25 protein-coding genes, 1 tRNA gene and 1 riboswitch are annotated in these 23,168 nt (G+C 44.0%); all 26 genes read left to right on the forward strand.

Annotated elements, in window-relative coordinates:
* The first annotated feature begins 11 nt into the window (after positions 1 to 11).
* Positions 12 to 1,271, forward strand: a complete 1,260-nt coding sequence (gene hflX / locus H8716_RS08170; RefSeq protein ID WP_249308082.1) for a GTPase HflX — start codon at positions 12 to 14, stop codon at positions 1,269 to 1,271.
* A 147-nt stretch (positions 1,272 to 1,418) separates the two neighbouring features.
* Positions 1,419 to 1,619, forward strand: a complete 201-nt coding sequence (locus tag H8716_RS08175) for a cold-shock protein (protein ID WP_040781595.1) — start codon at positions 1,419 to 1,421, stop codon at positions 1,617 to 1,619.
* A gap of 160 nt (positions 1,620 to 1,779) precedes the next feature.
* Positions 1,780 to 2,442, forward strand: coding sequence for an RluA family pseudouridine synthase (locus H8716_RS08180; RefSeq protein ID WP_249308083.1), 663 nt, complete (start codon positions 1,780 to 1,782; stop codon positions 2,440 to 2,442).
* Between the two features lie 61 nt (positions 2,443 to 2,503).
* Positions 2,504 to 3,085, forward strand: a complete 582-nt coding sequence (locus tag H8716_RS08185) for a hypothetical protein (RefSeq protein WP_249308084.1) — start codon at positions 2,504 to 2,506, stop codon at positions 3,083 to 3,085.
* Between the two features lie 140 nt (positions 3,086 to 3,225).
* On the forward strand, positions 3,226 to 3,678 hold the full coding sequence (locus tag H8716_RS08190) for a type 2 periplasmic-binding domain-containing protein (protein ID WP_249308085.1): 453 nt from the start codon (positions 3,226 to 3,228) through the stop codon (positions 3,676 to 3,678).
* Entirely contained in the window at positions 3,660 to 4,019 is a 360-nt protein-coding gene (locus H8716_RS08195) for a response regulator (protein ID WP_249308086.1), read from the forward strand. The genes H8716_RS08190 and H8716_RS08195 overlap by 19 nt, the downstream gene beginning before the upstream one ends.
* Before the next feature lie 130 nt (positions 4,020 to 4,149).
* Positions 4,150 to 5,331, forward strand: a complete 1,182-nt coding sequence (locus H8716_RS08200; RefSeq protein WP_249308087.1) for a class I SAM-dependent methyltransferase — start codon at positions 4,150 to 4,152, stop codon at positions 5,329 to 5,331.
* Positions 5,312 to 7,762, forward strand: a complete 2,451-nt coding sequence (locus tag H8716_RS08205; RefSeq protein ID WP_249308088.1) for a hypothetical protein — start codon at positions 5,312 to 5,314, stop codon at positions 7,760 to 7,762. Before H8716_RS08200 ends, H8716_RS08205 begins: the two co-directional genes overlap by 20 nt.
* Positions 7,763 to 7,773: 11 nt before the next feature.
* Positions 7,774 to 8,595, forward strand: a complete 822-nt coding sequence (locus tag H8716_RS08210; protein ID WP_249308089.1) for an undecaprenyl-diphosphate phosphatase — start codon at positions 7,774 to 7,776, stop codon at positions 8,593 to 8,595.
* A 73-nt stretch (positions 8,596 to 8,668) separates the two neighbouring features.
* Positions 8,669 to 9,994 (forward strand): CCA tRNA nucleotidyltransferase, encoded by a 1,326-nt coding sequence (locus tag H8716_RS08215; protein WP_249308090.1) that lies wholly within the window; start codon positions 8,669 to 8,671, stop codon positions 9,992 to 9,994.
* Positions 9,995 to 10,076: 82 nt separating this feature from the next.
* Entirely contained in the window at positions 10,077 to 11,054 is a 978-nt protein-coding gene (locus H8716_RS08220; protein ID WP_249308091.1) for a CotS family spore coat protein, read from the forward strand.
* Between the two features lie 124 nt (positions 11,055 to 11,178).
* Positions 11,179 to 11,451, forward strand: coding sequence for an HU family DNA-binding protein (locus H8716_RS08225; RefSeq protein WP_249308092.1), 273 nt, complete (start codon positions 11,179 to 11,181; stop codon positions 11,449 to 11,451).
* Between the two features lie 6 nt (positions 11,452 to 11,457).
* Entirely contained in the window at positions 11,458 to 11,697 is a 240-nt protein-coding gene (locus H8716_RS08230; protein WP_249308093.1) for an RNA-binding S4 domain-containing protein, read from the forward strand.
* Between the two features lie 107 nt (positions 11,698 to 11,804).
* Positions 11,805 to 12,089: a sporulation protein YabP gene (gene yabP / locus H8716_RS08235; protein ID WP_249308094.1), complete on the forward strand. Its 285-nt coding sequence runs from the start codon at positions 11,805 to 11,807 to the stop codon at positions 12,087 to 12,089.
* Between the two features lie 11 nt (positions 12,090 to 12,100).
* Positions 12,101 to 12,424 carry a spore cortex biosynthesis protein YabQ gene (yabQ, locus tag H8716_RS08240; protein WP_330606533.1) on the forward strand — a complete coding sequence of 108 codons (324 nt, stop codon included), beginning with the start codon at positions 12,101 to 12,103 and terminating at the stop codon, positions 12,422 to 12,424.
* Between the two features lie 51 nt (positions 12,425 to 12,475).
* Positions 12,476 to 12,772: an FtsB family cell division protein gene (locus H8716_RS08245; RefSeq protein ID WP_249308096.1), complete on the forward strand. Its 297-nt coding sequence runs from the start codon at positions 12,476 to 12,478 to the stop codon at positions 12,770 to 12,772.
* 77 nt (positions 12,773 to 12,849) lie between these two features.
* A tRNA-Met gene (locus tag H8716_RS08250) sits at positions 12,850 to 12,923 on the forward strand.
* Between the two features lie 89 nt (positions 12,924 to 13,012).
* Positions 13,013 to 14,074: a tryptophan--tRNA ligase gene (trpS, locus tag H8716_RS08255; protein WP_249308097.1), complete on the forward strand. Its 1,062-nt coding sequence runs from the start codon at positions 13,013 to 13,015 to the stop codon at positions 14,072 to 14,074.
* Between the two features lie 37 nt (positions 14,075 to 14,111).
* The gene (locus H8716_RS08260) at positions 14,112 to 14,468 is read left to right on the forward strand and encodes an Hpt domain-containing protein (RefSeq protein ID WP_249308098.1); all 357 of its coding nucleotides are present in this window, start codon (positions 14,112 to 14,114) and stop codon (positions 14,466 to 14,468) included.
* Between the two features lie 183 nt (positions 14,469 to 14,651).
* Complete coding sequence (locus H8716_RS08265) at positions 14,652 to 16,334, forward strand: phospho-sugar mutase (RefSeq protein WP_249308099.1); 1,683 nt, start codon at positions 14,652 to 14,654, stop codon at positions 16,332 to 16,334.
* A gap of 110 nt (positions 16,335 to 16,444) precedes the next feature.
* Positions 16,445 to 16,564: riboswitch (FMN riboswitch) on the forward strand.
* A 213-nt stretch (positions 16,565 to 16,777) separates the two neighbouring features.
* Complete coding sequence (locus H8716_RS08270; protein WP_249308100.1) at positions 16,778 to 17,395, forward strand: ECF transporter S component; 618 nt, start codon at positions 16,778 to 16,780, stop codon at positions 17,393 to 17,395.
* Entirely contained in the window at positions 17,392 to 18,186 is a 795-nt protein-coding gene (locus H8716_RS08275; RefSeq protein ID WP_249308101.1) for a creatininase family protein, read from the forward strand. Before H8716_RS08270 ends, H8716_RS08275 begins: the two co-directional genes overlap by 4 nt.
* Positions 18,187 to 18,353: 167 nt before the next feature.
* A complete protein-coding gene (locus H8716_RS08280; RefSeq protein ID WP_249308102.1) occupies positions 18,354 to 19,736 on the forward strand; it encodes a SpoIIE family protein phosphatase in 1,383 nt (460 codons plus the stop codon).
* A gap of 390 nt (positions 19,737 to 20,126) precedes the next feature.
* Complete coding sequence (locus tag H8716_RS08285; RefSeq protein WP_249308103.1) at positions 20,127 to 21,209, forward strand: ABC transporter substrate-binding protein; 1,083 nt, start codon at positions 20,127 to 20,129, stop codon at positions 21,207 to 21,209.
* Positions 21,210 to 21,322: 113 nt separating this feature from the next.
* Entirely contained in the window at positions 21,323 to 22,396 is a 1,074-nt protein-coding gene (locus H8716_RS08290; protein WP_249308104.1) for a FecCD family ABC transporter permease, read from the forward strand.
* Entirely contained in the window at positions 22,396 to 23,160 is a 765-nt protein-coding gene (locus tag H8716_RS08295) for an ABC transporter ATP-binding protein (protein ID WP_249308105.1), read from the forward strand. Before H8716_RS08290 ends, H8716_RS08295 begins: the two co-directional genes overlap by 1 nt.
* The last annotated feature ends 8 nt before the right edge of the window (positions 23,161 to 23,168 follow it).

A 23,168-nucleotide genomic window follows, 5' to 3' on the forward strand; every position in this document is an offset into this window, starting at 1 on the left:
ACGGAGCGTATATGACAGGATTTGAGATATTACAGGAAGTAGAAGAAAGAGTCATTCTGGTCGGTGTCAGTACAGGAGAGGGAGACGATACGGAGCAGTCTCTGGATGAACTGGAAGAGCTTGCAAAAACAGCAGGAGCAGTGACGGTTGGAAGAGTGATTCAGAACCGGGAACAGATCCATCCGGGTACTTATATTGGAACCGGCAAGATTGCGGAGGTGCAGCAGCTTGCATACGAAGTGGAAGCAACAGGCATTATCTGTGACGATGAACTGTCACCTGCCCAGCTTAAGAATCTGGAAGAGGAACTGGATCTTAAGGTGATGGACCGGACATTGATTATTCTGGATATTTTTGCATCCAGAGCGTCCACCAGCGAAGGAAAGATTCAGGTAGAACTGGCGCAGCTGAAGTACCGGCAGGCAAGACTGGTAGGCCTGGGAAGCTCACTGTCCAGACTGGGCGGCGGTATCGGAACCAGGGGACCGGGAGAGAAGAAGCTGGAGATGGACCGACGGCTGATTAAGAGCAGAATTGCCCAGCTGAACCGGGAACTGGAAGAGGTGAAGCGGCACCGGGAAGTGGCAAGAAGCCGGCGTAGCAGACAGTCTACGGCCGTGATTGCCATCGTGGGTTATACCAATGCAGGTAAGTCCACACTCTTGAATACTCTTACGGGAGCACAGGTTTTGGAAGAAGACAAGCTGTTTGCCACACTGGATCCGACGACCAGGATCCTGGAACTGCCGTCCGGTCAGGAGATTCTGCTCACGGATACGGTAGGATTTATCCGTAAACTGCCCCATCATCTGATCGATGCATTTCGCAGTACCCTGGAGGAAGCAAAATATGCAGACATTATTCTTCATGTGGTGGATGCATCCAGCCCACAGATGGATCAGCAGATGTATGTAGTTTATGAGACACTGAAGAATCTGGGAGTGACCGATAAGAAGATTGTCACTTTGTTTAATAAGCAGGATAAGATGACAGAGAATCAGTCACATCGTGATCTGAAGGCAGAAAAGACAATATGTATATCAGCAAAATGGGGAGAAGGACTGGGAGAAGTAAAACAGATTCTGGAAGACCTCCTGAATGAAAAAAATGTGTTGATTGAACGATTCTACGATTACAGAGATGCGGGCGTCATTTCTCTGATAAGAAAGTATGGACAGCTTCTGGAAGAAGAATACAGGGGAGATGGAATCTATGTAAAAGCATACGTCCCGATGGAGATCTACGGAGCCGTTACACCGGACAGAAAATGACGAAAAACTGGTGATTGTGACGAGCAAAGCGGATAAAATCAACTTGACATTTGTAGTATATTCGCATATAATTGGGGACGTAGTTATGATTTAGGCAAGGTGTCAACAGAGAAGACATTTGCTCAATATTTTTATGGAGGTACCGAAATGAACAAGGGTACAGTTAAATGGTTCAACGCAGAAAAAGGTTATGGATTTATCACAGGTGAAGACGGAGCAGATGTATTCGTACATTTCTCAGCTATCCAGGGTGAAGGATTCAAGTCTCTGGAAGAAGGTCAGGCTGTTTCTTACGATTTAACAGAAGGTGCTCGCGGAATGCAGGCAGCTAACGTAGTTAAATTATAATAGAGAGTAATCTAACGAAGCGTCGAAAGGATTCCCATTTATGGGGATCCTTTTTTCATAATATGATGTCGGGGTCAAAAGCCTCTGACTTTGATGCCTACGGATTTTATGTAAATAGTCCGGGGATATCATCCCGGACGTTGACAGGAAAGGAACGAACATGAATTATATCATATACGAAGACTCTCACATCTGTGTCTGCCATAAGCCTTCGGGCCTTGCCGTCCAGAATGCATCCTTTGGCAGAAAAGATCTGGAGAGTATACTGAAAACATATTATTTTGAGCAGACTGGCAAGTCGAACCCATATCTTGGCATTGTCCATCGTCTGGATCAGCCGGTACAGGGCCTGGTTGTCTTTGCACGTAATCCCGGGAGTGCTGCCAGCTTAAGCGCACAGGCGCAGAATGGATGCATGAAAAAATACTATCAGGCAGTGACCTGTGGCATACCGGAGAAGAAGAGTGACAGACTGATCGATTATCTGAAAAAGAATGGAAAAACGAATCTGTCTGAAGTAGTTTCCTCCAAAACTGCGGGAGCAAAAAAAGCGGAATTACAGTATCATATCCTGAAAGAAAAGGAACAGATGGCACTGGCAGAGATTGAGTTATTTACCGGACGGCATCATCAGATCCGGGTGCAAATGGCGGCAAATGGAACACCTCTTTACGGAGATCAGAAGTATAACCCGCAGGCAAAAAAAGGTGAGATGATTGCGCTCTGTGCACACCGGTTACAGTTCATTCATCCGGCGACAGGGAAACGGATGGAGTTTACCGTACAGCCATCCGGAAGTGCATTTGAACTGCTGGAAGTGTGACAGGAACCATCTTTTCTGACTGGCATATAGTGTAGGGATATGACTGAAGTCAGGAGCAGATATGAATGAAAAACAAAAAGGATGCTGTGGCCCGGAAGGATGCCCATGTTATCCTAACTGTGACCGTATGATGACAGAAAACTGGAGTCCACGAGCAGAAAAGGCGGTACAGACCGGGCGTCTGGACATGGATAACCGGGAGCTGATGCAGCTTGCAAAACAGGATGAAGAAGATCTGGCAAGGATGAAGGAACTGTATCCGGCAAGGATTCGGGAGATTCTCGCAGAAGTAGAGAGAGCCTGTGATACGATGGAGTATGAAGGCAGTATTATGTTCGATGAGATGCCGGAAAAACAGAGGATTCTGGATATGGCAGATGGAATCCGCCGCAAGATGGAAGGTCAGATGGAAAAATGGGAGCAGGAACAGAGCAGACTGCAGGAAGAGGATATCTATGTGATGAATCACGAATATGGAGTATCCCAGAGAAGACCACCGCAGCCACCGCCAGGACCATCCAGACCGCCAATGCCACCGCAGCCACCTCGTCCATCGGACTGGTTTGGGGATCTGGTACAGGTACTGCTGCAGCATGAGATGTACCACAGAAGGTGCAGGCACCGCAGCTGCCGCAGATGGTAGAGCAGAGACAGCCTGAACAGGTTGATAGCAGATAGTGTGATTGTTATGATAAAAAACAAAGGTATTGTGTAAAGAAAACATCTTAAGACAGAGAAATTGCTGACAGAAGAAACAAAGAGAGAAAGAGCAGGGAAACGGCTATGAAAAAGAAAGCAGTAATAGCGTTACTGGCAACCGTTCTGGTATTTGGCGCGACTGCACAGGCTGAGGACGCATATGATGACGGGGGAATTCTGGACCCTGAAAATCCGGTTACGCTGACAGTCTGGCATTATTATAACGGGGTTCATCAGGCTGCGTTTGATAAACTGGTAGAAGAATTTAACGGTACAGTGGGAAAAGATCTGGGAATCTATGTGGAAGAAACCAGCAAAGGATCTGTATCAGATCTGGAGAGTGCCATTCGGGATGCAGTGAATACAGAAGTTGGAGCAGAGGATATGCCGGATGTATTTTCTACTTATACAGATTCTGCTTATGTGCTGCAGAAGGATGGTGTACTTACAGATCTGACACAGTATTTTACACAGGAAGAACTGGATCAGTATGTGGATGCATACGTGAAGGAAGGATTGTGGAAGATAATGAACTGAATCTGGAGATTATTCAGACAATTTTGTCTGAATATCATATTCAGACAGACAGCGTGGTCAATGGAAAACAGGCTGTGGAACGCATGAAGGTGACGCCGGAAGGAACATATGACATGATCCTGATGGATATCATGATGCCAGTGATGAATGGACTTGAGGCAGCAGAAAATATCCGTGGTCTGGAAAGAGAAGACTGCAGAAACATTCCGATTATTGCCATGAGTGCCAATGCATTTGAAGAAGATGTGAAAAAATTTCTGGCAAGTGGAATGAACGGGCATCTTTCCAAACCGCTGGATATTGGAAAACTTGAGAAAACACTGCGAAAATATCTGAAATAAACTCAAAAGAGTGAAAGACGTCAGGCAAAAAGCCACGTTGTTCACTCTTTTTTTAGTTGAGGTTTCTGCAAAAAACGATTAATATATAACAGATGGGAGATGTGCCCGTTTTAAAGATGAGGAGTATAGAATGGAACAGTTACTGAATTTACTGAATCAGGCAATGAATGAGAATATGCTGCGCATGACCATTAGTGGAAAGCGGCACACAGAGATACCGGATAAAGTGAAGATCCGTCCAGTGCAGTTAAAAGGGCAGTTGTATTTTCAGACCTGCGTTTCAGATGGAAAAAAAGAATTTCATAAAAACTATCCCAGGGAAGAATTGCTGGAACAGATAGGAGAATGGATGAGGCAGGATTACCGTCAGCTTCAGATGGATACCACCGTGCAGTCTGTGCAGGCTATGGTGAGCAAAAAAGGAAAAGCAACGATAAAGCAGCGGATTGTGCCGCAGAAGAGGCAGGCAAAGCCGCTGGAGCATAACCGGAAAAAACGCTATCTTCTGGAAGAAGGAACACCAGTGCCATTTCTGGTAGATCTGGGCGTTATGACTCAGGAAGGGAAGATCGTAAAGTCTCGTTATGACAAGTTCCGTCAGATCAACCGGTATCTGGAATTTGTGGAGGATATCCTGCCGGAACTGAATGCAGACCGGGAACTGACGCTGATTGATTTCGGGTGCGGCAAGTCTTATCTGACTTTTGCCCTGTATTATTATCTGACAGTGAAGAAGCAGTACCGGATCCGTATGATCGGACTGGATCTGAAAAGAGATGTGATGGAGCATTGCCAGGAGTTGGCGGACCATTATGGGTATGACCGCCTGACATTTCTGACCGGGGATATTGCAGATTATGACGGTGTAGATCAGGTAGATATGGTAGTATCTCTCCATGCCTGTGATACTGCTACCGATTATGCGTTGGAGAAAGCACTGGAATGGAATGCGAAGGTAATCTTTGCTGTGCCATGCTGTCACCATGAATTGAACCGCCAGATGCACAGCAGTCTGCAGCAGCCGGTATTAAAATATGGACTGATACAGGAAAGGATGGCAGCTCTGATGACGGATGCTTTCCGGGCAGATGTACTGGAACTGGAAGGATACCGTGTGCAGGTGCTGGAATTTATCGATATGGAACATACCCCGAAGAATATACTGATCCGGGCAGTTCGACAAGAAGAGGCGACGCCGGAGAAGAAACAGCAGATGCGTCAAAAACTGCGGGAATGTATGGATGCATGGAATGTGAATCCATTGTTTTACAGACTTCGGTTAGGAGGGGAAGATGAAAAAGATACTGATTAAGATAGGAGTGCTTCTTCTGCTCTTTGTCGGTTCGCTGGCAGGATTTGCCTATATGATGGATGATGAAGTGACCGTTCAGACAGAAGATATGGAAAAAGCCACACTGCCTCTGGTATATATGAGATATAAAGATGTGGATATGAATTCTTTGCATGGATACGTAGAACCCATGGAAGTGACTATGGTCAGGGATACACTGACTCCGATCTCCACAGACAGGAATCTGTCCATCCGTGTGCAGACATTCGGCGCCAAAGTACAGGATATTTACTTTGAAGTGCTTACCATTGATGGTACAAAGTCGCTGGAAAATACCAATGTGACGGATATCACGGATGATGGGGAATATATTACGGCGAATTTCACGCTGGCTGGCAAGATCCGTATGAATCAGGAATATGTATTAAAGATTCAGCTTAAGTCAGATGGAAAAGATGTTTACTATTATACCAGACTGGTACAGCAGGACAGTCTGCATACCAGAGAATATCTGGATTTTGTGAATATGTTTTCAGATAACTGTCTGAATAAGAATGCGGATTCTCTGGCAGTTTACCTGGAACCGGAAAATGATGTGGAACAGATGAATCTTTCCTATATGGATATTCACACAACCACGGATCAACTGGAATGGGGCAATCTGAATCCACAGATTTATTACAAATCCATTCCGGCAATCAAAGAACTGAACGAGACCACGGCAACGATCACTCAGCAGTACCTGATCAGTGCGGAGGATGAAGACGGAAATGTGGAGTTATACACAGTAAATGAATATTTCCGTCTCCGTTATGCGGATGAAGTGGTGATGCTGCTTGACTTTGAACGTACGACAGATGAGGTATTTGATCCGGATAATGGCGTGATTACGGATACCGGAATTAACCTGGGCATTACCCAGAATGATATCTCATTTGCCAGTGACAGCAACCACAACTATTTTGCATTTGAACAGAGCGGAGAATTGTGGAGCTATGATGCACAGAGCGGTAAGATGGCGCAGATCTTTACATTCCGTCAGAAAGGAGACAGTGATTACCGGGATATCTACGGAGAACATGGGATCCGTGTGCTCCGTGTCAGCGAGAGTGGAAATGTATATTTTATCGTGGCGGGTTATATGAACCGGGGACGTCACGAGGGAGAATCCGGCGTGGCGCTGTATTATTACGATGCAGGTTCCGGAACAGTGGAAGAAAAGCTGTTTGTGGATACTGACCGTTCTTTCGATCTGCTGCGTATGGATGTAGAGAAGCTGGCATATGTGACAGACGACCAGTCTATGTTCTACATGCTTCTGGATGGAAGCATTTATCAGATCAATCTGATGACCATGGAAAAGAGCACCCTGATGGATGGTCTGAAGCTGGGATGTGTGGAAGGTTCCGGTTCCGGACAGTATTTTGCGTACCTGAAGGAAAATAAACCATATGATTCAACCACCATTGCCATGATGGATCTGGAGAGTGGCAAAGTAAATGAGATCAGCTGCCCGGACAGTGAACGTGTCCGTATGCTGGGATATCTGAATGAGTCTCTGATATATGGTGTGGCAGATACAGCAGATATTGATGTAACCCAGGAGGGAAATGAACTGTTCCCGATGAAGCAGGTGAATATTGTGGATGAGAATGCACAGCCGCTGAAAGAATATGCACAGACAGGTGTCTATGTCACAGGCGGAGAGATTACAGATCGTCTGCTAACCATGACGAGAGTACAGAAGTCCGGCAATGACTGGGTAGATGCAGGAGAAGATCATATCATTGATAATGTGGCAGATGATTCCGGCATCGGGCTGACTACACAGGTAACAGACCGCAAAAAGACGGAAGAGGTATTGCTTCTTGGAGATGGAGTGATCTCTCAGACGCCGAAAGTCGTGCGCAGCAGCATGCTGGTACAGAAGGAAGCGAAGAAGATTACGATTCCATATACAGCTAATGAGGAAGAGATCTATTATGTCTATGCCAAGGGAACTCTGGCAGGCATGTATGAGAATGCCAATACTGCCATTGTGAAGGCGGATGAACTGTTTGGTGTGGTGGTCAATAAGAACCAGCAGTATATCTGGGAGCGTGGAAATAAAGCAACAGAAAGTACGATCCGGCTTGCCGATATACCACAGTGTATTTTAAACGGAACCATGGACATGGATGAACTGACACAGCAGCTTTCGGATAAAATAGTGTTGAATCTGGCCGGCTGCAACATGGATGAGATTCTCTATTTTATCAGTGAAGGCAATCCGGTGATCGCAGACACGACAGATGGCGTCCGGATTCTTACCGGATATGACCAGTGGGGAAATATCAGTTTTTACAAGCCTGGTGCAGATGATACGTATCTGCTCAGTGATGAGGATTCTCTGGCATTGTTTGAAAAATCAGGAAATCTGTTTATCGGATTTCTGGATAAATATAAAGAATAAGGAGAGAAAGTATGGAAATAATTGAGATTTTAAAGGCGATTCTCTTTGGAGTCGTAGAAGGAATTACCGAGTGGCTCCCGGTCAGCAGTACCGGGCACATGATTCTGCTTGATGAACTGGTAAAACTGAATGTGTCAGAGGACTTTATGTCCATGTTTCTGGTGGTAATTCAGCTTGGGGCGATTCTGGCAGTGGTGATGCTGTATTTCCCGAAGCTATGGCCATTTTCCACAAAGGAAAAGTTCTTTATCAAAAAAGATACCTTTTCCATGTGGTTCAAGATTCTGGTTGCCTGTGTACCGGCGGCAGTCGTTGGAATCCTGTTTGAAGAGGAACTGGATCGTCTGTTTTACAACTATTGGACAGTAGCATTTGCGCTGATTGTTTTTGGTGTGCTGTTTATCGTGATTGAACATCAGAATAAGGACGTACAGCCAAAGGTAAATTCCATTGCAGAGATTACTTATCCAATGGCATTCTGTATTGGTGCATTTCAGCTGATTGCAGCAGTATTTCCTGGAACGTCCAGATCCGGTGCGACGATTCTCGGAGCGATCATGATCGGTATATCCAGAACCGTAGCGGCAGAATTTACCTTCTTTCTGGCGGTACCGGTTATGCTGGGTGCCAGTCTTCTGAAGATCGTCAAATTCGGACTGGTATTTACGTCCGGCGAGATTGTACTGCTTCTGATTGGTATGGTAGTAGCATTTGTGGTATCCATTGTGGTAATTAAACTGCTGCTGGGTTATATCCGCAAGCACAGCTTTACGGTATTCGGATGGTACCGTATCATCCTGGGAATTGTGGTACTTGCATATTTCTGGTCTTAAAGTAGATGCCGAAATGCGGAAGATAACGTGTTTCGGCATTTCCCGATTTATAAAACAAATAAGGAGAGAACGTATGAAGATACAGTTACCGGAGAAGGTAAGCAGGATTATACAGACACTGGAAGAGGCCGGCTATGAAGCTTATGCAGTAGGGGGATGTGTGCGGGACAGTGTAATTGGAAGAGAACCTGCAGACTGGGATATTACTACATCGGCATTGCCGGAGCAGGTCAAAGAACTGTTTCACCGGACCATCGATACCGGTATTGAACATGGAACCGTTACGGTCATGATGGACAGGGAAGGGTTTGAAGTGACGACTTACCGGATTGACGGAGAATACCGTGACCACCGCCACCCGGAACAGGTGAATTTTACTGGAGAATTAAGAGAGGATCTGCGAAGAAGAGACTTTACCATCAATGCCATGGCATATAATGACAGCTGTGGAATGGTGGATTTGTTTGGGGGCGTAGAAGACCTGGAAGACGGTGTGATTCGCTGTGTCGGCGTGGCAACGGAACGTTTTGAAGAAGATGCCCTTCGAATTCTCAGAGCCGTGCGTTTCGCGGCGCAGCTTGGTTTTATCATCGAAGAGCAGACAGCACAGGCTGCCAGAAAACTTGCAGGGAATCTGAAGGATATCAGTGCGGAACGAATTCAGACAGAACTGGTGAAAATGCTGGTATCACCACATCCGGAGATGATGCGTACTGCATATGAACTGGGACTCACCCGCGTTGTCCTTCCGGAATTTGATGCCTGCATGGAGACGCCTCAGCATCATCCACACCATATGTATAACGTGGGAGAACACACTTTAAAAGCACTGGAATTTACTGATCCGGATAAAGTACTTCGTCTGGCAGTATTGTTTCATGATTTCGGGAAGCCGCAGGCACGGACCACAGTAGATGGTGTAGATCATTTTCACGGACATGCCAGAATCAGCGCAGAGATGACAGGCAGGATCCTGCGCCGGCTGAAGTTTGATAATGCCACGATGGATCAGGTGAAGCGTATGGTGCTGTACCATGATGCCAGACCGCAGCCAGATGAACGTCAGATTCGCAGGCTGGTCCACAGAGCGGGAGAAGATATCTTTCCTGGACTTTTTCAGGTGATGGGAGCCGATATATTGGCTCAGAGTGAATATCGGAGGCTGGAAAAACTGCTGAATCTTGAACAGGTGCAAAAGACTTATGAAGAAATTATGCAGCGCAGAGACTGCATTTCTCTGAAACAGCTTGCAGTGACAGGAAAAGATTTGATTGATGCAGGTATGAAGCCTGGAAAAAAGATCGGCGAGATTCTGAAGAAGATGCTGGAGGATGTGCTGGAAGAACCTTCCCACAATGAGAAAGCATATCTGATGGATACTTATCTGAAGAAAAACTGATATCAGGCGCAGGTACAAAGGCTGACACATAAACTTCCCTCCCCCTGCATAGGATAGAAAGAGCGAAGGGGGAGGGGTATGAGTGAACGAAAAAAGTCTGAAGGTATTGGAAGAATATGATCTGGAGCTGATCAGTGCACGGCGTGGCAGAGGATCTTATATTTGTGAGACCTCTCTTGGAACCAAGATTCTGGCAGATTATAACGGATCAGAAAAGAAAGCTGCATTTACCAGTCAGCTTTTGCAGCATATGGAAGAAAAAGGATATCAGCCTGTGGATAAAGCAGTGGCAAACAAAGAAGGCAGACTGCTCTGCAGAGACCGGGATGAGCAGAGTTATATTCTGAAGGACTGGTATGAGGGCAGGGAATGCGATACCAAAAACAGCACAGACGTGCGCCAGGCGGTAAGCAGTCTTGCCAGGCTACATGGGTATATGGTCTGGAGACCAGAAGAAAAAACAGAATATGCCGGGGAAGATCTGCGGGATATCTGGAGGCGCCATAACCGGGAATTGAAGAAGATCTATGAATTTATTCGTAAAAGAAAGCAGAAAACAGGATTTGAGAGACTGTTCCTAAAAGAGTATGACCGTTTTGCACAGCAGGCAAAGGCAGCTGCCTGGGAACTGGAACAGTCAGGTTATGAGGAACTGTATCAAAACAGCCTGAAAATGGGACAGTTATGTCACGGGAATTACAATCAGCATAACGTATATTTTCTTGGACGAAGGCAGATTTTTACGGCTAATTTTGAAAAATGTGGGTATGATATTCAGATCAACGACCTGTATCAGTTTGTAAGAAAGATCATGGAAAAGCAGGAATGGTCACCACAGACAGGAGATCAGATGCTGGATGCTTACAGCAGAGAAAGACCGCTGGCAGACAGAGAAGTTGCCTATCTGAAAATACGGCTGTCTTATCCGGAAAAGTTCTGGAAAGTAGCAAATCAGTATTATAACTGCCGCAAGTCCTGTGCGTCCTGGAAAAGCATGGAAAAGCTGGAAAAACTGACATTTCAGGAGGAAAAACGTCGTATTTTTCTGGGATTCCTTTAACGGAACTTGACAAAACAAGGCACTCGGTATATAAATATAACAGGCATTTGAAACGGGATAGGTTCAGTGCAGCAGCCGAATCGATAGAATCGAGAAGCGAAGAGATAAGAGGAGGAATACATTCATGAACAAAACAGAATTAATCGCAGCAATTGCTGAAAAAACAGAATTATCCAAGAAAGATGCAGAGAAGGCATTAAAGGCTTTCACAGATGTAGTAGAAGAAGAACTGAAAAAAGGTGAAAAGATCCAGTTAGTTGGATTCGGAACTTTCGAAGTATCTGAGAGAGCAGCAAGAGAAGGAAGAAATCCACAGACAGGTGAGACAATGCAGATCGCAGCATCTAAGTCCCCTAAGTTCAAAGCAGGAAAAGCATTAAAGGACGCTATCAATTAATCGGATATGAGACTTGATAAATTTCTGAAGGTGTCTCGTCTGATTAAGAGAAGAACGGTTGCCAATGAAGCATGTGATGCAGGTCGTGTTCTGGTCAATGACAAGGTGGCTAAGGCATCGGTGAATGTGAAAGCCGGAGATATCATTGAGATTCAGTTTGGAACCAGAAGTGTAAAAGTAGAAGTACTGAATGTACAGGAGACCGTGAAAAAGGACGAAGCACAGGATCTATATAAGTATCTGTAAATAAGAACTCGCAATTGATCGATAATACGCATCATTTGCGAGTTTTTTCTGTTCTGAGTTTTTACGTCCGGCATACATATAAAATAAGAGTGGATCAGGGGAAACGTATGGAAGAAAAACAGTTGTCCGGTGCGCACCGGATCTGGATTGCCGGAAGGAAAAACGGAGCGGTAAGCGGAGTCAGTGATGTCCTGTCCTTTGATGAGAATGAGATTGTGATGGACACGGATATGGGGATGCTGACGATCAGGGGGAAAGGACTGCATATCAGCAAACTGAATCTGGAGAAGGGAGAAGCAGAACTGGAGGGGCAGGTGGACAGTCTGGTTTATTCTGCAAAAGGACACAAAAGAAAAAGAGAAGGAAATCTGCTTCAAAGGCTGCTGGACTGAGTATGAGTGTAATGATAAAACAGGAAGCAGTTTTTTTTATGGAAAGTTTTCTGACAGGAGCATTACTGATCTGGTGTTATCTGATCCTGGTGGGGCTGCGAAAAGTGATACGGCATGGAATGCTGGCAGTGAATATAGAAGATTTACTGTACTGGTGTGTGGCGGCACTGATTATTTTTGTGTCAGCTTTTTTGGAAAATAATGGAGAAGTACGATGGTACAGTGCAGCAGCCATTCTTCTTGGAGCCTGGGTGCAGTGGGGAGTGCTGTTTTTTTTGCGCAGGATTTGTATAAAGCTGTTGAAAAAGTTCAGAAATCGAGGTAGAATGACATAGGATAATATAGCATAATAAGATAATCGGTTCATGACTTTTTGGGAGTATAGAATGACAAAAAGAAAATATAAGGGCAGCAATCGCAGAGAGATCATCTGTATCTCGGCTGTGGTATTTATTTTACTGTGTGTCATGCTGGTGCAGAGCAGCCAGCTGAAGGATAAGAATGCAGGATATGCACAACAGGTTGAGAAACTGAGTGCCCAGCTTGAGGAGGAGAACGAACGCACCGAAGACATTGCCCAGCTTCAGGAACGAGTAAAGACAGAAGAATACGCAGGAGAAATAGCAAAAGAGAAACTGGGAATGGTAGGAGAGGATGAGATACTGTTCCGGGCGCAGAATTAGCGAGGTAATAAGATTTATAAATTCATAAGAAAATAGTTGACAACATTCAAATCATCCATTATAATACTGATTGTTGTGGCGGAATAGCTCAGTTGGCTAGAGCACACGGTTCATACCCGTGGTGTCGAGAGTTCAAATCTCCCTTCCGCTATTTGAGAAAAGCCTCGATAAACTTGAAAGTGCTGGTTTATCGAGGCTTTTGTGTTTGGTTGGAATAAATAAAGAAAGTGGGGGCAACTCGTGAAAAAAGTTATTTTAACAGGGGATCGTCCAACAGGACGTCTTCATGTAGGACATTATGTAGGATCATTAAAGGAGAGAGTCAGACTGCAGAACAGCGGCGAATACGATGATATCTATATCATGATTGCAGATGCACAGGCACTGACTGACAATGCGGAACATCCGGAAAAGGTGCGTCAGAATATTATGCAGGTGGCACTGGATTATCTGGCATGCGGTCTGGATCCTGAGAAGGCAACGATTTTTATTCAGTCCATGGTACCACAGCTTACCGAACTTACATTTTACTATATGAATCTGGTTACGGTATCCAGATTACAGCGTAATCCGACTGTAAAAGCAGAGATTAAGATGCGCGATTTTGAAGCCAGTATCCCGACCGGATTTTTCTGCTATCCGATCAGCCAGGCAGCAGATATTACTGCATTCCATGCAACTACCGTGCCGGTAGGAGAGGATCAGATGCCGATGCTGGAGCAGTGTAAGGAGATTGTACACAAGTTCAATTCCGTATATGGAGAGACGCTGACAGATCCGAGTATTATGCTTCCACAGAATCAGGCGTGCCTGAGACTGCCTGGTATTGATGGCAAGGCAAAGATGAGCAAGTCCCTTGGTAACTGTATCTATCTTTCTGAAGAACCGGAAGATATTAAGAAGAAGGTTATGTCCATGTTCACAGACCCGAATCATTTGAGAGTACAGGATCCGGGTAAGGTAGAAGGCAATCCGGTATTCATCTATCTGGATGCATTCTGCAGAGATGAACATTTCCGGGAATTCCTTCCGGATTACCAGAATCTTCAGGAATTAAAAGACCACTATCAGCGTGGTGGCCTGGGAGATGTGAAAGTGAAGAAGTTCCTGAATGCAGTTCTCCAGGCAGAACTGGAACCGATCCGCAACAGACGTAAGATGTGGGAACAGAGACTTCCGGAGGTATATGAGATCTTAAGAGAAGGAAGTAAAAAGGCAGAAGCGACAGCGGCGGCTACACTTCAGGAAGTGCGCCATGCCATGAAGATTGACTATTTTGAGAATGAGAATCTGCTTAAGTAATTCTTGAACACGGAGAAAACAGAAAGGATGAAAAGTTATGACACTGCAGGAATGTTATGCCATGATGCATGGAAATTATGAGGATGCCAGATCCAGATTGGCAATGGACAAACTGATTGAAAAATTTATGCTGAAGTTTCTGGATGATACTTCCATGGATCTGTTGAATAAATCTGTGGCAGCGGGAGATGTACAGGAATCTTTTCGTGCAGCACATACTTTGAAAGGCGTGGCAGCCAATCTGGCATTTACAGAACTGATGGAGAGAGTGTCAGAGCTGACAGAGCAGCTTCGTCCGTGCAGTGCACCGGCAGATGAAGCATTGTATCAGAAAGTAAAAGAATCTTATGATCTGACAATTCATGCGATAGAAGCATATAAGGCTCAGATATAGCAGGCAATAGAATAAATGATTTGGAAAGGATCTTTCTACAGAAATGTGGAGGGATCTTTTTTGTTCCCTTATGCATAGTTTTGCAGAACTAATTGACAGGACTATGGAAAAGAGGTATATTTATATTGGGAATTTGTCATATTGAACAAATTTTGAAGAAAAAACAAGGTAGGAGTGGTAAAAATGTATCGAAATGAATACGAGCGTTGGCTTGTTGCGGACTTGGAAGATGCTGACTTAAAGCCAGAACTTACAAAAATCAAAGACAATGAAGATGAGATTAAAGAACGGTTTGCCGTTGCCTTAAAGTTTGGCACGGCAGGACTGCGCGGAGTACTGGGTGCAGGAACGAACCGAATGAATATTTATGTAGTACGTCAGGCAACACAGGGGCTGGCTAACTGGGTAAAGACACAGGGTGGCAATCAGACTGTAGCGATCAGTTATGACAGCCGTCTGAAAAGTGATGTATTTGCGAAGACAGCCGCAGGTGTGCTGGCTGCCAATGGAATTAAGGTGAGAATCTATGATGCACTGATGCCGGTACCGGCACTGTCCTTTGCGACACGTTATTATCAGTGCAATGCAGGTATTATGGTGACTGCATCCCATAATCCGGCACAGTATAACGGATATAAGGCATATGGACCGGACGGATGCCAGATGACTGATGATGCAGCAGCGATTGTATATGAAGAGATTCAGAAGACAGATGTGCTGACAGGTGCAAAATATATATCCTTTGCAGAAGGCGTAGAGCAGGGACTGATCCGCTTCGTAGGAGATGACTGCAAGAAAGCACTTTATGAAGCAATCGAATCTCGTCAGGTTCGTCCGGGATTGTGTAAGACTGCAGGACTGAAGCTGGTATACAGTCCACTGAATGGATCCGGGCTGGTGCCGGTAACACAGGTATTAAAGGATATCGGCATCACAGACATTACCATCGTACCAGAACAGGAATATCCGAATGGATATTTTACCACATGCAGCTACCCGAACCCGGAGATCTTTGCAGCACTGGAAAAAGGTCTGGAACTGGCAAAAGAGACTGGTGCTGACCTGATGCTGGCTACTGACCCGGATGCAGACCGTGTAGGTATTGCCATGAAGTGCCCGGATGGATCTTATGAACTGGTAAGTGGTAATGAAGTGGGAGTTCTTCTTCTGGATTATATCTGCGCAGGAAGAATCGAAAAAGGAACACTGCCGGAAAAGGCAGTTGCAGTAAAATCCATCGTATCGACACCGTTGGCTGACGCAGTAGCAGCACATTATGGGGTAGAGATGAGAAATGTCCTCACAGGATTCAAATGGATCGGAGATCAGATCGCACAGCTGGAAGCAGCAGGCGAAGTAGACCGTTTTATCTTCGGATTTGAAGAAAGCTACGGATACCTGGCAGGTCCATACGTACGTGACAAAGATGCCGTTATCGGTTCTATGCTGATCTGCGAAATGGCAGCATATTACCGCAGTATCGGAAGTTCCCTGAAGCAGCGTATGGAAGAGATCTATGCTCAGTACGGCCGTTACCTGAACAAGGTAGACAGCTACGAATTCCCGGGTCTGACCGGAATGGACAAGATGGCTGGCATTATGCAGCAGCTTCGTGATAACCCACCGACAGAATTCGCAGGTTACGCAGTAACAAAAGTTACAGACTACAAGAAACCGGAAGAGACCGGACTTCCTGCAGCCAATGTACTCATCTACGCACTGGAAGGCGGCGCAACTGTAGTAGTTCGTCCATCCGGAACAGAGCCAAAGATCAAGACCTACTTTACTACGTTAGGTAAAGATCTGGCAGAAGCACAGGCACAGAAAGACAAACTGGCAGAGGCATTAAAACCACTGTTTGCGTAAAATATAGAAAAAGCAGATTGACGGACAAGAGCTAAAATCTGAACTTTAAAAACAGGTTGACAGATCTAACTCATTGTGCTATCTTAAGTGCAGAACAGAATAGAATAGAATAAATTCTTCGGGGCAGGGCGTAATTCCCTACCGGCGGTATAGTCCGCGAACTGCGATGAAGCAGCTGAACCGGTGAGATTCCGGTACCGACAGTATAGTCTGGATGAGAGAAGATGATTCAAGCATGGATGCGTGGCCGGGAAGCCACGTGATATCAGAATTGAAATTAAGATCTCAGGTTTCGAAGAACCTGAGATCTTTTATTTCTTTTATTCTGACAATCCATACATCTTTCCGGAATTTATCATTGATTACAGTGTCAAAAGTGCGTAGCATAGAGAAAAACGTGTAATCAGGAATTCTGCTCAAATAATATTCTGGAGGAAAAAGAAATGGAAAAGAAAAAATGGAGCACACAGAAAATGATTTACACAGCTATGCTGGCTGCACTGGCGGGAGCGTTGATGTCCCTGGAAATATCCGTACCGATGATGCCGCCGTTTTACAAGCTGGATTTCAGTGATGTGCCGTCAATTATTGCCCTGTTTCTTATGGGACCGGCATCCGCGGCAGCGGTGGAAGTGATCAAGATTCTGATCAAGCTGGTGACAGTAGGTACCAACACCATGTATGTGGGTGAATTTGCTAATCTGATTGGTATTGCCCTGTTTGTCATTCCGATGTGGATTGTTTACAAAAAAATGGGAAAGAGCAGAAAAGCTGCTGTAGTTTCTATGGTATCCAGTGTAGTGATTCGTACAGCATTTGCCTGCTTCTGTAATGCATGTATTACCCTGCCGCTGTATGCGAAGGCAATGGAACTTCCGCTGGATCAGGTAATCCAGATGGTGGCATCCGTGAATCCATCCATTACCAATCTGACTTCTTTTATCATCCTGGCGACGATTCCGTTTAACGTAATCAAGATCGGACTGAACTGCATTGCCGGATATATTCTTTATGAGAGAATTCACAAAGTCAGCTTTGTAAAGAGGGCAGTAGAGGCATGATTCGTAATTACAGAGACCTGACCCGTCTGGAGATGGAACAGGTAGATAAAAAAGAAACGATTATCCTGATTCCCCTTGGCGCATTGGAGCAACATGGCAATCAGGCGCCACTGGGAACCGACGATATCATAGCAGAAGCTATGGTAAAATATATAGGGGAAGAACTGGAAGCAATCGGTGAAAAAGATTTTCCGATTCTGGCTTTTCCGGTGATTCCGGTGGGCTTAAGCACCGAACATAAAAATTTTTGCGGTTCCATCACATTTAAGCCAGATACCTATTATCATATACTTTATGATATCTGTGTCAGCCTGGCACACCATGGATTTCAGAAAATTGCATTTCTTGTATGCCATGGAGGAAATGCACCGGTGGTACAGATTTTAAGCCGGGAACTGCGCAGTGAACTGGGAATTTCTCCGTTCATCCTGTCATCAGGTGCGTTTAGCCATCCGGATGTGAAAGCCACCATATCAGAAGGAAATATCTGGGATTTCCATGGAGGCGAGATGGAGACCTCTATGGTCATGGCAGTGGATGAAAGTCTGGTAAAACTGGACACTTCAGAAGCCGGACAGCCGGAAGCGTTTATGAACAATCAAACATTACTTCCCTATGGGCAGGTATCGATCGGATGGGTGTCCGAGGACTGGAAGACAAAAGATGGAAAGCCAATCGGGATCGGCGGGGACCCTTCGGGAGCCACCGCGGAAAAAGGTGAAATCATCCTGCGCACCAGTGCACGGGTACTGGTACCCGGACTTCTTGAGATTCGCAAATGGAAAGGATAAAATATAATAGGATATAGATTCCCACAGAGTTTTGACAAATTCTGCGGGAATTTTTTTATATACTAGAGATGCCAGGGTCAAAAGTCTGAAATCATGAAGTACGGAACAATCCGTGTGACATCTTTTGATTCTGAAGTGGAATTATAGAAAGATTAGGCGGGATCTCTATGGATGAGTGGACAAGTTTAATCGAAAGAGACAGAATAGAAAGATACGCAGAATCTTTTCGCCAGTTAGCAGAGATTTTCCGACAGATGCCGGAGAAAAAAGAGCGGCTGAGTGAAGAAGATATAGAAGAAATTTTTGTAACCGTTCAGGAAAATATCTGTGCTCAGTGTGGAAGAAGAACTGTCTGCTGGATCCGGGAACAGGAGAAAAGCTATCGTCTTGCCTATGGATTACTGGAATCCATCGAGGAAGGAACTGAGCAGATCTCTGAAAAAGAAAAAGAATTCTACCGGTTCTGTGTCAGGGGCAGGACGTTTAAAGAAGCATTGGAAAGGGGATTCCTGAGGGCAAGACTGAATATGATGTGGGTAAACCGTATGATGGAGAACCGGGCGGCCGTGGCAGGGCAGCTTCAGCAGACGGCACAGATTATCCGGGAGATTGCCTGCACGGCTTATTGTGCACAGCCGCTGCAGGGAAACCTGGAAAGAAAAGTGAAAATGAACCTGAAAATGCATCATGTGACGGTAAAGGATATCGGGATCATAAGAAATGTTACCGGACACCCGGAAATGATCCTGACATTGTTGTGTCGCCGGACGGCGGTTCCGGTCAGCTTGATATCTGATATTCTGACGGAAGTCTATGGAAGACCCATGGTACCGGAAAAAGACAGCAGAGTGCTGGTGGGAAGAGATCTGTGCAGCATTCATTTTGTAGAAGAAACAAGGTATTATATGTTGACGGGATGTGCCTCTGCCAAATGCAGCGGTCAGGTATCTTCCGGGGATAATTATGCGATTCTGAACAGCAACCATGGTCAGGTGGTAATGGCAGTCTCAGACGGCATGGGCAGTGGTGTGCGGGCAAATCAGGAAAGTCAGGCAGTGATTGAACTGGTGGAACAGTTCCTGGAGGCAGGATTTACCGCAGAAACAGCAGTGAAAATGCTACATTCTTCTATGGTGCTGGAACGTGGTGTACGCCAGTATTCTACGCTGGATTTGTGCGAGGTGGATCTGTATAGAGGCAAGTGTCAGATCTTAAAACTGGGAGCAGCTGCGACCTTTATTCGCAGGGAGGAAGGAGTTGAAGAGATTATATCTACCAGTCTCCCTGTCGGAATGCTGGAAGCGGTGGATGTAGAGACAAGGCAGATCCGGCTGGAAAGCGGAGACATGATTTTTATGATATCGGATGGAGTGCTGGATGCCCTTCCGCCAGGTGAAGGAGAAAAGCTTCTGATGTATTTTATAGAGAATCTGACCAATGATAATCCGGCAGAATCTGCACAGAATCTTCTGGAACAGATTCTGGAATTCTGTCAGGATGGCGTGCCGGATGATATGACCATACTGGCAGGCGGTTTCTGGAAAAAATAGGAAGAATTGCTTGCTTTTACAGTCAATAAGGATATAATAAAATATGTATTCGAAGTGCACTCGATATAAAATTGAATAATAGTCTTCCTTGCCGTTAGTTCGGAACATAGAAAGGGGTAAGAACCCACGAGTCGGTCACTGTGCGCTTATTATAAGCAAGTCAGATATATGATGGGAGGCTGCATTTTATGCCTGAACCGTATTATGCAAATAGTAAATTTGAAAATAAAAGTATTAGGGCATGGTTTTTCATGCCCATTTTTAATGCAAACTGAAAAATTTAATACTGGCAAAGATGAGCTTCGCAGAATGAACTAAACTATAATAATGAAACTGTTATTCTAAAAGACACATTATAAAACATGCAGAATTGAAAGGATAGAATAACCAATGAAAAACAAAAAATTATTATTAGGGATCGCAGGATGTGCGTTAGTAACCATTATGTCATGCCCTGCATATGCAGAGGATATCAAAGTAGTAGATGGAGATGGAATGGAATATACATTCACAGAACCGATCAAAAGTGCAGTTGTGTATGACAGATATAATACGGAATTATTCCGTGCAGTAGGGGCTACAGATCTTATGGTCGGCGTTGATCAGAACGCAGTTGATACATATCCACAGTATTGGGATGGTGTGGGAAAAACATTAGATATTGTCGGACAGAACTGTACAGACTTTAATGTTGAAAAGATCGTTACACTTAATCCGGACGCAGTATTTACAAGCAGTCTTGGCGAATATGAAAATATGAGGGAGCAATTAGCTGATTTTGATATTCCGGTACTTGTTGTTAATGCATGGATACCTTCTGAGTATTACGACTATATACAACTTGTTGGTGATGTTACAGGCAATTCAGAACAGGCGGAGGAATATATTGATTTTTGTAAATCAGCAATGGAAACAGTAACAACAGGTTTGGAGAATATTCCGGAAGAAGAAAGAAAGACGGTATATTTTGAAAATAATGGTGAAAATAAAACGTGTCTTCCAGGCTCTGGATGGAATGATATGATTGTAAGTGCCGGTGGAATCAATATCTTTGGTGACATCGATTATGAAACAGCAGATCAGACAAAGGGTAATACAAGTGCCTATGAAATTGATCCTGAAGCTATACTTGATGCAAATCCAGACGTTATTATTGATAATATTTACAGCACGAAAGTTCACGGAGAGCTTGAAGCTGTAGTTGATCTTGAAGAAGGAGAATTGGAAGATGAACTTGCTTCGTTTGTTGACAGAGCCGGATGGGATGAACTGACAGCTGTAAAGGATAAACAGGTATATGGATTTACTAGTTTTGTTGGCAACGCTAACAGTAAACTGATTGCTATCAATTATATTGCAAAATGGCTCTATCCGGAAAAATTTGAAGAACTTGATCCGGATGCATTTTTCAGCCAGTGGTGTGAATATATGGGATTTGACCAGCTGGAAGGATATGTCGCTCAGTTACAGTAACTATATCAGAACTATACCTAAATGAAAAAGAAAAGCGATTTTTCACTTTTCTTTTTCATTTAAATAAGACATGTTGTTTGAATTAGTATGAAATAGTTTGGTGCGAGGGATAAATGAATAAATCGGAATTACAGAGAAAATATGATAAAATGATTTTGCATAAAGAAATATTGCTTTTTATTTGTGCGGCAGTTGTTTTTATTCTTGCGATATTTTCAATATGCATAGGTGTTGCTGACTTAACTCCTAAAGATGTTTTTCATGCCTTTTTTGCCAGCAAAGAATTGCGAAATAGTGATGGTTATAAGACCATGCATGATATTATATGGCTATTACGTTTGCCAAGAATTGTTATGGCATTTCTTTCCGGTGCAGGATTAGCTCTTTGCGGAGTAGTTATGCAGGATATAACCAATAATCCACTTGTATCTCCATATACGGTAGGTATCTCAAATGCAGCTGCGTTTGGTGTTGCGTTTGTTGTTTTATTTTCTTCCAAAATGAACCTTCCGTTTGCTGGGAATAATCTTCTGCTTCAAACAATTGGAGCATTTGTGATGGCTCTTTTATGCACCATCATGGTGTATGGCGTAGCAGCAGCAAAAAGAATGAATGTTACTACACTTGTATTAATGGGGACGGCATTATCCTATCTGTTTAATGCTTTGACAAACACGATGCAGTATTTGGCAAATGAACAGGAATTAAATACCATTGTACGGTGGACGTTTGGAAGCATGCAGAAAGCAACCTGGATTCAGATTGGTATTACAGCATTTCTTCTAATGATTGGTTTTATTATTACAATGTTAAATGCCAGAAATCTGAATGCCATGGCAGGCGCATCAGAGGATGTGCCAAGGGCCTTGGGGATTAATGTAAAAAGAGTGCGTATTGTAATCGGACTGGTTTCTGTAATATTAACAGCGGTGATTATAAGTTTTGTTGGTGTAATTGGTTTTGTTGGAATTGTTGCTCCGCATATCGCAAGAATGGTTATTGGATCTGATAACAGATTGCTCATACCGTTTTCATGTATTTGTGGGAGCATTTTGATGATCATGTCTGATACTATCGGCAGAACGTTATTCAGTCCTATTACAGTTCCAGTCGGTATTGTAGTTGCATACATAGGTGTGCCTGTCTTTGTACATTTGATAATTAAGGGAAAGGAAGGTGGATTTTGATGATAGAAGGAAAAAACCTGGCTTTTTCTTACAGGAAAGGGAGACAGATCTTTTCCGATATTAATTTCCGCTTTTCAGACGGGGAAATGATCAGTATTATGGGACCAAATGGGGCTGGAAAATCGACTCTTCTGAAATGTATAAATAAGATCAATAAACCGACACAAGGACAGATACTGATTGATGGTAAGAATACGATACAATTCTCAGACAGAGAACTCAGCAGACTGATTGGATATGTACCACAGGATATCGGAAAAGGTTTCGCCATTTCCGTGACAGAAGCTGTAATGCTCGGAAGAACTCCGTATATTCGTTTCAAAGCATCAGATAAAGATAAAGAACTGGTTTTTGAAATGATTGAACGTTTTGGACTTGAAAAATATGCATTTACTAATCTGAACGAATTAAGTGGAGGAGAAAGGCAGAGGGTTTTTCTTGCAAGGGCATTGGTACAAGATCCGAAAATTATGTTGCTTGATGAACCAATTAGTAACTTAGATATACGTTATCAAATAGAGACGTTGGATTTGGTTCGAGATATCGTAAAGTCCAGAAATTTGATTTCTATTATGGTTATACATGATCTGTCATTTGCATATAGATATTCGGATTCTGTTATTTTGTTAAAAGATGGAAAAGCAATGGTTGGCAAACGTGAAGATGTACTTACATCAAGCAATATTGCGGAGCATTATCATGTGAATGCAGAAATTAATGATAATCAGAAATATCCATATGTGAATCCAAGATATACATTGTGATATTATAG

The sequence above is a fragment of the Jingyaoa shaoxingensis genome (assembly GCF_014385005.1).
GTDB classification, from domain to species: Bacteria; Bacillota; Clostridia; order Lachnospirales; family Lachnospiraceae; genus Marvinbryantia; species Marvinbryantia shaoxingensis.

Bases quoted from the DNA above. Each gene is read 5' to 3' on its own strand.
- H8716_RS08285 (WP_249308103.1), top strand. From the start codon at position 20,127: ATGAAAAACAAAAAATTATTATTAGGGATCGCAGGATGTGCGTTAGTA.
- H8716_RS08185 (WP_249308084.1), top strand. From the start codon at position 2,504: ATGAATGAAAAACAAAAAGGATGCTGTGGCCCGGAAGGATGCCCATGT.
- H8716_RS08175 (WP_040781595.1), top strand. From the start codon at position 1,419: ATGAACAAGGGTACAGTTAAATGGTTCAACGCAGAAAAAGGTTATGGA.
- H8716_RS08275 (WP_249308101.1), top strand. From the start codon at position 17,392: ATGATTCGTAATTACAGAGACCTGACCCGTCTGGAGATGGAACAGGTA.
- H8716_RS08230 (WP_249308093.1), top strand. From the start codon at position 11,458: ATGAGACTTGATAAATTTCTGAAGGTGTCTCGTCTGATTAAGAGAAGA.
- H8716_RS08290 (WP_249308104.1), top strand. From the start codon at position 21,323: ATGAATAAATCGGAATTACAGAGAAAATATGATAAAATGATTTTGCAT.
- H8716_RS08270 (WP_249308100.1), top strand. From the start codon at position 16,778: ATGGAAAAGAAAAAATGGAGCACACAGAAAATGATTTACACAGCTATG.
- H8716_RS08245 (WP_249308096.1), top strand. From the start codon at position 12,476: ATGACAAAAAGAAAATATAAGGGCAGCAATCGCAGAGAGATCATCTGT.
- H8716_RS08260 (WP_249308098.1), top strand. From the start codon at position 14,112: ATGACACTGCAGGAATGTTATGCCATGATGCATGGAAATTATGAGGAT.
- H8716_RS08215 (WP_249308090.1), top strand. From the start codon at position 8,669: ATGAAGATACAGTTACCGGAGAAGGTAAGCAGGATTATACAGACACTG.
- yabQ (WP_330606533.1), top strand. From the start codon at position 12,101: ATGATAAAACAGGAAGCAGTTTTTTTTATGGAAAGTTTTCTGACAGGA.
- H8716_RS08280 (WP_249308102.1), top strand. From the start codon at position 18,354: ATGGATGAGTGGACAAGTTTAATCGAAAGAGACAGAATAGAAAGATAC.
- H8716_RS08200 (WP_249308087.1), top strand. From the start codon at position 4,150: ATGGAACAGTTACTGAATTTACTGAATCAGGCAATGAATGAGAATATG.
- H8716_RS08265 (WP_249308099.1), top strand. From the start codon at position 14,652: ATGTATCGAAATGAATACGAGCGTTGGCTTGTTGCGGACTTGGAAGAT.
- H8716_RS08180 (WP_249308083.1), top strand. From the start codon at position 1,780: ATGAATTATATCATATACGAAGACTCTCACATCTGTGTCTGCCATAAG.
- H8716_RS08295 (WP_249308105.1), top strand. From the start codon at position 22,396: ATGATAGAAGGAAAAAACCTGGCTTTTTCTTACAGGAAAGGGAGACAG.
- yabP (WP_249308094.1), top strand. From the start codon at position 11,805: ATGGAAGAAAAACAGTTGTCCGGTGCGCACCGGATCTGGATTGCCGGA.
- H8716_RS08225 (WP_249308092.1), top strand. From the start codon at position 11,179: ATGAACAAAACAGAATTAATCGCAGCAATTGCTGAAAAAACAGAATTA.
- H8716_RS08205 (WP_249308088.1), top strand. From the start codon at position 5,312: ATGAAAAAGATACTGATTAAGATAGGAGTGCTTCTTCTGCTCTTTGTC.
- H8716_RS08190 (WP_249308085.1), top strand. From the start codon at position 3,226: ATGAAAAAGAAAGCAGTAATAGCGTTACTGGCAACCGTTCTGGTATTT.
- hflX (WP_249308082.1), top strand. From the start codon at position 12: ATGACAGGATTTGAGATATTACAGGAAGTAGAAGAAAGAGTCATTCTG.
- H8716_RS08210 (WP_249308089.1), top strand. From the start codon at position 7,774: ATGGAAATAATTGAGATTTTAAAGGCGATTCTCTTTGGAGTCGTAGAA.